The organism is Streptomyces atratus (assembly GCF_014648655.1).
GTDB lineage: Bacteria > Actinomycetota > Actinomycetes > Streptomycetales > Streptomycetaceae > Streptomyces > Streptomyces atratus.
Map to the genome: position 1 here is coordinate 1 of NZ_BMRN01000110.1, position 6935 is coordinate 6935.

Consider the following 6935-nt stretch of genomic DNA (forward strand, 5'->3'; position numbering starts at 1 on the left):
GAGACAGGGAGCCCACGCATGACCGCACACGCCCCACGTCCGGTGGACAGCGTCACCGAGCAGACGTTCACCGCACGCGTCCTCCAAGCGGAGCGACCCGTCCTCGTCCAGTTCTGGGCCACCTGGTGCCATCCGTGCCGGATGGTCACCCCCATCGTGGAGCAGTTGGCCGCCGAACAGTCCGGCCACCTGGACGTCGTCAAGGTCGACCTGGATGAGGAACCCGGGCTGGCCGCCCGGCTCGGCATCACCTCCGTTCCCGCCTTCGTCGTCTACATGGGCGGCTGGCCCGCGGGCTTGTGGGTCGGTGCGGCGCCCAAGCACGTCCTGGAGAAGAAGCTCACTTCGATCCTGCGGGCCGGGAGTGATGGCCGGTGAGCGCCGAAACCGAAAAGGCAGTACCGCGGGTGCAAGCCACACACGGGAGGCTGCCGTTCGGCGTCTATCTGCTCGCCTTCTGCCTGTTCGCGATGGGCAGCGCGGAGTTCCTGGTCGCCGGGGTGCTGCCGGCAATCGCGGACGACCTGCACATCACATTGTCATCCGCCGGTGCCCTGATCTCGGCGTTCGCTATTGGCGTCGTCATAGGCGGGCCTCCGCTGGCCATCCTGACTCTGCACTGGCCGCGACGAACCACGCTCATTGCCACCCAGGCCATCTTCGCCGTATCCGTGACAGTCGGTCTTCTCACGGACAGCTACACGGTGCTGATTGTCACCCGCTTCCTCTGCGGTCTTGCCTATGCCGGATTCTTTGCGGTTTCGGCGGTCACCGCGATCAGCCTTGTCACACCCGACCGCACCGCCCGTGCCTCCGGTGTCGTCGTCAGCGGGCTCAGCCTCGCGATGACCGCGGGTGGACCGGTCGGCGCGCTGATCAGCCACTTCACGGGATGGCGGGGCGGATTCTGGGTAGTGGTCGTCCTCACGGTCCTCGGCGCGCTTTCCGTCCTCTTCGCGCTGCCGGCAACGAGCACGAGCGCGGAACCGAGTGTGCGGCGTGAACTCAGTACCGTCAGACGACCGCAGCTGTGGATCGTCTACGCCGTCACCATCCTGAGCACCGCCGCCTACATGATCTCGTTCAACTACCTCGCGGCATTCCTGACCGACGTCACCGGCATCCCCGATGTCTGGGTTCCCGTGATACTGGCGCTGTTCGGCGTCGGCGCTTTCATCGGCCTGTCCATCGGAGGCCGGATCGCCGACAGACGGCCCTCGCAGGCTCTGATGACCGGGGCGGTCGGAATCCTGGTCTGTTCCGTCCTGCTGGCGCTCCTCGCTCAGTACGCGCTGGCTGTCGTCCCCCTGGTCCTGCTCCTCGGGGTAGCTGGATTCGTGCTGAACCCAGCTATCTACGGACGCGTTTTCACCGTCGCGTGGGACGCGCCGACACTTGCCGGGGCCACCTCCACCTCCGCGTTCCAGCTCGGCATCGGCCTCGTCCCCGCACTGGCCGGGACCGCCCTCGGCTCCGGTGCCGGTATCACCTCGGTCATCTGGATCGGTGCCGGCCTGGCCGTGGTCACCATGCCGGCCATCCTTCTCGACCGAGCGATGACACGTCTCCGCGTGCAGCCGGATCAAGCGCCGGCGTGATGCTGGATCACCGCACAGGCGGAACTGCCGCCGCCCGCAATAGCGTCACCACAATCGTCTTGGACTTGGTGACGGCCAGGCTTTCGACGAGAAGGACGACCGTCAGCCAGCGTCGTTGAGGACATCGCGCAACTTGCGCGCGAAGGCGTCCAGCGTGGCGGCGATCGGTGATTGCTCGTCCATGCCCCCATTCCTCCCCTCGCGTCCCACAAATGGCAACAAGGTTTGTCGCTCCAGTGCTTGGCGCGCACGATCGCGGCAGGAGGTTGTCCCCGTGATCAAAACGACGAACGACAAGAACAGCAGGGCAGAGCGCGGCGACAAGGTCGAGGTCCACGACGTAGTAGTGGCCGGCACCGGAGCGGCCGGCTTCAACGCGGCCCTGCTCCTGGGCCGCGCTCTCCGCAAGGTGGTGGTGATCGATGCCGGTGAGCCGCGCAACGCGCCTGCCGCGCACATGCACGGCTTCCTGTCCCGCGACGGCCTGCCGCCCGCGACCCTGCTCGACCTCGGGCGCGCCGAGCTCGCCCGCTACGGTGTCCAGTTCCTCCGGGGCCGGGTGGAAACCGTTCTCCTGTCGGCCCGCCGCCACACTATTTCCCCAGCTTGCAGCCGACGCCGAGAGAGGATCCTTCGTGAGCGGGACGGCACACCACAGCCCTGGACTCCGCCCATTGCGTGATCGGGTGACCGGTCCGTCGTCCATCGCGTTGCCCACCGTCGGCGACGGACTTACCTGGAGACCTGTCACCGCCGCCTACACCGGCCTGGTCCTCGACCTGAAGCGTGCCGCGGGAAGGATCGATCACCCCCGCTCGCTGATCACGAGAGACGAGCTGGAAGAGGAGTTTGGAAGCGCGGCCTTCACCCCCGAGAACGACGCGGTGATCGCCACCGATTCCGCCGGACGGGCCGTCGCCTACGGCTCGGCCGTGGCCCCGACGAGCCAGGAGACGATCGTCTGGGTTGACCTCGATGGAACCGTGGCCCCGGACCGCCGTGGCGAAGGCATCGGCAGGGCGCTGCTGGCGTGGCAGGAGGCCCGTGGACTCCAGCATCTCGCGGCCTGCGACGCCGCCTGCCCGGATGGCTCGCCTCGAGTGCCCACGACCATGCCACCCCTGCGATCAGGCTCCTGGAGACACACGGCTACGAACGCGCCCGGTGGTGGATGGAGCTGGAACGCGACCTCGCCGCGCCAGCCGCCGAGTCGCCGCCCCTCTCCGGGGTGCGGTTCGTTTCCTATGCCGAGAAAAGGAAGGAACGAGCCAGATCCGCGCTGAACGACGCGTTCCGCGACCACTGGGGCACTCAGCCGGTCACCGCCGCCGAATGGGCCACCGGCGACCGCCTGAGCGCATTCCGCCCGGATCTGTCCGTACTTGCCGTCACCCCCGGCACACGCGAGGGCGAGCGCGTCGTCGGTTTCGTCTTCGTCGACGTGAATCAGGAGGAATGGCCGCTGCGCGGTGGCCCGTTCGGATACGTGACGTCTGTCGGCGTACGGCGCGAGGCACGAGGACAGGGGCTGGCCCGCGCAATGCTGGCCCACGTGCTGCGGGCGCTGCGGGCCGACGGCCTGAACCACGCTGTGCTTGATGTCGACGTCGAGAACCCCACCGGCGCCCTCGGTCTCTACCAGGGCCCTGGGTTCACCGTCACCGCCCGCTCGGTCAGTCTCGTCAAGCGCTTCTGAACCCCGGGCGGGCCCGGCCGTACGACCATCCACGGCATTGCCCAGCCACCGACCACGACGAACAGAAAGTCTCAGACGTGTTCCCTTCCACCATCACCGACTTCTGGCTGAGCCCGTCCCCGACAAGTCGACTCCTCTACAGCGCCGACAATTTCAGCGTCACCGCCGATGCCGCCCTGGAGGGGGACGAACGGCTCACCATTCTCACGACGACTGACGGAGAGACACGCGTACTGCTCACCCCGGCTGTCGCCGCGACATTGGCACTGGAAGAAGGACAGCCGGTCGACGAGGCGGGCTTCAGGCAACGCCTGGAGAAGTCCGGCATCTCGCTGCACGGAGCCGACAACCTGTTCTACTTCACCGACAAGGACCGGGAGATGTTGCTCGGAGAACCGGACGCCCCTTCCACCCGCCCGCTCACCGAGGCCGATGCGCGGGCATTCGAGCAGTTCGAGGCAGCCGCATCGGAACAGGACCTCAACGACGCATATGTCGAACTGGATCACTGGGCCGTCTACGGCGCGTTCGAGAATGGACGGCTGGTGTGCGTGGCGAGCATGTACCCGTGGAACGATGCTCGGCTGGCCGACCTCGGCGTGCTGACGCTCCCCCCCTACCGGGGCAAGGGCCACGCCCGGCGCCTCGTACGGGCGATCTCCCGGCACGCCCTCGCACGGAAACACGAACCGCAGTACCGCTGCCAGCTCGACAACCGTGCCTCGGTGGCGGCAGCCGAATCAGCTGGCCTGACACGATTCGGCACATGGGACGTTGTCTCGCCGGATTGAAACCCCCTATAACGCTGGAGGCGGCGTTGGTAGACGGTGTCCCATGTGGCGAGTTGTTTGCAGCATCAGAGTGTAGCGGCGAGACCGAGGAACGCCAGGTAGTTGCGGGGTACGTAGCGGTGGTTGAGCTTGCGGTAGCCGGTCAGCCAGCCGCTCGATGATCCACCTTTGGCGCCCTGACTCGATCTTTAGCCTCTATGGCGTGGACGTGAGGTCGTTGACTTCTTCGGCCGTCGCTCTGTGGGGTTCGGTTTGCGGGCTGTGTGGACGTCCTGGTGTGGCGTTGGTCGCGTGTTCTTGCGACCGGGTTGCCGTCCGAGGCCGGGGCGGGAGGATTTCGCTGCTACGGCGAGCAGATGGCTGTCGGGCGGAGGCGGCGGAAAGAGCGGGCCCGGGCCGGGGTAAGCCTGTGGGGCGGACGAGGGCGGACAGTCGCCCATCTCCGACGCGCGCCGGACCGGGCTGTGAACCGTAGGTCGCTCGTGCTCCTCCCCTCGAAGATTCATCGGTTCACGATCGATCGCATGGCGTTCGATCGTGTCGAATTGAATTGGTGGATGGTGATGTTGGTGCTCGGCAGAACCGGTGCGATGCGGCGTGGCGATGCGGGCGGCGGTGCTGCCCGAAGTGGCCGAGAGTGGTGGCCACGCCTCGGAGAGTTCAGGGCTGATGCGCCACCCGCCGGTGTCGGTGGGGCGCCCGTGCGGACCCTACAGGCAGACATGACCGACGACACCACTCTGCGGACCACACTGGCTGACGCGGATGTCGTCCTCAATACCGTCAGCCCGTACTACTGCTTCGGCCTGACAGCGCCGTGATCGCGACCGGTACCCACTACCTCAACATTTGCGTCGACTGGGAGCCGACCCTGCGGATGCTCGATCTGGACGAGGAAGTACGGGCCGACGGGCTCTGCGCGGTAGTGGGCACGGGCGCCGTCCCCGGGGTCAGCACCTCTCCGATACTGCTCGCGCGGTCCCACCACGCCTCCGTCCGCATCTTTGAGACGTACGCCCTCCCCGGTGTTGACACGGTCGCCGCGCGCGTCGTCCCGCAGGACCCGTCCGGCCCGGCGGGGCTGAACTGGCGTCGGCGGGCAGAGCGTCGTTGAGCAGGTATGGCCGGTGGCCGTGCTGGCGAGCAGGTGTGTCCGATACTGATGTGATGAATCAGCTTGAGCAGACCGTTGGACTTGTCCGTGACGTCGTGGGGCCGGAGCTCGTGGGGACGTATCTCCACGGTTCCGCCGTGCTCGAAGGCCTCGCCCCGGCCAGCGACCTGGACGTTCTGGCCGTCACACGGCGGAGTCTTGAAGAGCCGAAGCGGCGGGCGCTTGTTGAGGGCTTGCTGGAGATCTCCGGCCTCACGCCCTCCGTCCGGCCGGTTGAACTCACTGTCGTCGTCCAGTCCGAGGTCCGCCCCTGGCGGTTCCCGCCGACCGGAGACTTCCTCTACGGCGAGTGGCTGCGCGACGAATTCCAGACGGGCGGTTCTCCGCGGCCCGGCCCGATGCCGGACCTGGCCCTGGTTCTCACGGTGGCCCTGGCAGGTGACCACCCCCTGACTGGGCCGCCTCCCGCCGAGCTCCTGGATCCGGTACCGTACACCGATCTCGTCCGGGCGAGCGTTGAAGGAATCCCCGAACTCCTGGCCGACCTGGACGACGACACCCGCAACGTCCTGCTGACCCTCGCCCGCGTCTGGACCACCCTCGCCACGGGCGAGATCAAAACCAAGGACGCCGCCGCCGACTGGGCCATGGCCCACCTGCCCCCGGAACACCGCCCTGTCCTGGAGCACGCCAGGAACTTGTACCTCACCTGCCACTATCAGGACGAGGTCTGGAGCGAAGGGTTGAAGGCCCAGGTGCGCCCGCACGTGGACGACGTGCTCACCCGCATCGACCACCTGCGCCAACAGGCGTGTACCGCTCCCCGGGTGCTCACTGACTCCACCAGCATCGTTGCTGCGCGGCCGCGCTGGGCCGCGATGGCAGACACTGACAGCGCCCCGCCCGGGTGACGTGCGGGTCGTCGCCGACTGGTCCTCAGGGGTGCGCGGGCCAGGCACCATCGTCGCTGCGACGGCCCGACCCAGGCGCAGCTCGAGGTGGGTGTTCGTGTCCGTGGGGTTCGCATGTGTCCAGAACAGCGGGGAGAGCGCCCGGCGGTCGGCGTCGATAAGGGGGTATCGGCCCACTTTTTCTGGGCGAGGATCTGCTGCATCAGAGTGTTGACGTGGACCAGGGCGGACTGGAGCAGGTGGAGGGCGAGCATGGGCACCTTCTGGGACTCCTTGCCAGCCCGAGCCAGGTCGCCGTCCATACCGTAGAAGAAGTCCTTGTGCGCGCTGTTCCAATTTCAGCAGCAGCGCGAAACCGAGCCTGGTCGCCCCGGACTTGTTCCGGACCCGCTTCATGTCGTCTTCGAGCAGTGTCCAGGCCTCAACAGGTCCGTCGGCTTCCCACGCTGCCGCACCCGCGCCCTCCGCACCGCCCGAGACCTGCCACATCGGTAGCCGTCGGTCCGTTTCCCTGAGCAGCCGGGCGACGACGGGACGCAAGGCGGCGATTGGCCAAAGGCACACAGTTTTGTCTGGATCCCCACAACAAGAACGGGCGTGCCGTCGACCTTGGACGGGACGACGAAGGAAGCCGGGCGGGTACCTGTCCCTCATCGGAACGAATACCACGGTCGCCATCAGGCTCGCGCTCATCGCGCTGCGCAAGGGCGTGACGCTGTTTAGGCGCCCCGGCTGAGTCGACAGCGGAATCACCGTACGACCGCGGTGGACGCGAGGCTTGCAACGAATCCGCGGGTCGCCGACTTCCGGCGCCGCGACGAGTTC

General features: G+C 67.3%; 7 protein-coding genes and 2 pseudogenes. 7 read left to right on the forward strand and 2 right to left on the reverse strand.

Translation table 11 applies throughout. The features are described from left to right. The first annotated feature begins 18 nt into the window (after positions 1-18). The 5 genes from IEZ15_RS42930 (at position 19) to IEZ15_RS42950 (ending at position 4085) form a co-directional block, all read left to right on the forward strand. Positions 19-378 carry a thioredoxin family protein gene (locus IEZ15_RS42930; RefSeq protein WP_189282364.1) on the forward strand — a complete coding sequence of 120 codons (360 nt, stop codon included), beginning with the start codon at positions 19-21 and terminating at the stop codon, positions 376-378. Positions 379-407: 29 nt separating this feature from the next. After that, the gene (locus tag IEZ15_RS42935; protein WP_229846572.1) at positions 408-1598 is read left to right on the forward strand and encodes a Cmx/CmrA family chloramphenicol efflux MFS transporter; all 1191 of its coding nucleotides are present in this window, start codon (positions 408-410) and stop codon (positions 1596-1598) included. Between the two features lie 274 nt (positions 1599-1872). Continuing rightward, positions 1873-2280, forward strand: a complete 408-nt coding sequence (locus tag IEZ15_RS42940; protein ID WP_373302768.1) for an FAD-binding protein — start codon at positions 1873-1875, stop codon at positions 2278-2280. Positions 2281-2769: 489 nt separating this feature from the next. After that, positions 2770-3294, forward strand: a complete 525-nt coding sequence (locus IEZ15_RS46200; RefSeq protein WP_229846573.1) for a GNAT family N-acetyltransferase — start codon at positions 2770-2772, stop codon at positions 3292-3294. Between the two features lie 77 nt (positions 3295-3371). Continuing rightward, positions 3372-4085: a GNAT family N-acetyltransferase gene (locus IEZ15_RS42950; protein WP_189282366.1), complete on the forward strand. Its 714-nt coding sequence runs from the start codon at positions 3372-3374 to the stop codon at positions 4083-4085. 65 nt (positions 4086-4150) lie between these two features. On the opposite strand, the pseudogene IEZ15_RS42955 reads toward IEZ15_RS42950, so the two are convergent. Then, positions 4151-4262: pseudogene (locus IEZ15_RS42955) on the reverse strand (IS5/IS1182 family transposase); the annotation flags it as partial. Positions 4263-4902: 640 nt separating this feature from the next. Between IEZ15_RS42955 and IEZ15_RS42960 the strand changes: the two are divergent. Together IEZ15_RS42960 and IEZ15_RS42965 are read left to right on the forward strand one after the other, a co-directional pair. After that, positions 4903-5199 carry a saccharopine dehydrogenase family protein gene (locus IEZ15_RS42960; RefSeq protein WP_229846574.1) on the forward strand — a complete coding sequence of 99 codons (297 nt, stop codon included), beginning with the start codon at positions 4903-4905 and terminating at the stop codon, positions 5197-5199. A 53-nt stretch (positions 5200-5252) separates the two neighbouring features. After that, entirely contained in the window at positions 5253-6110 is an 858-nt protein-coding gene (locus tag IEZ15_RS42965) for an aminoglycoside adenylyltransferase family protein (protein WP_189282367.1), read from the forward strand. 161 nt (positions 6111-6271) lie between these two features. Here IEZ15_RS42965 and IEZ15_RS47590 read toward each other — a convergent pair. Next, positions 6272-6436, reverse strand: a pseudogene (locus IEZ15_RS47590) (hypothetical protein); the annotation flags it as partial. Positions 6437-6935: the final 499 nt, after the last annotated feature.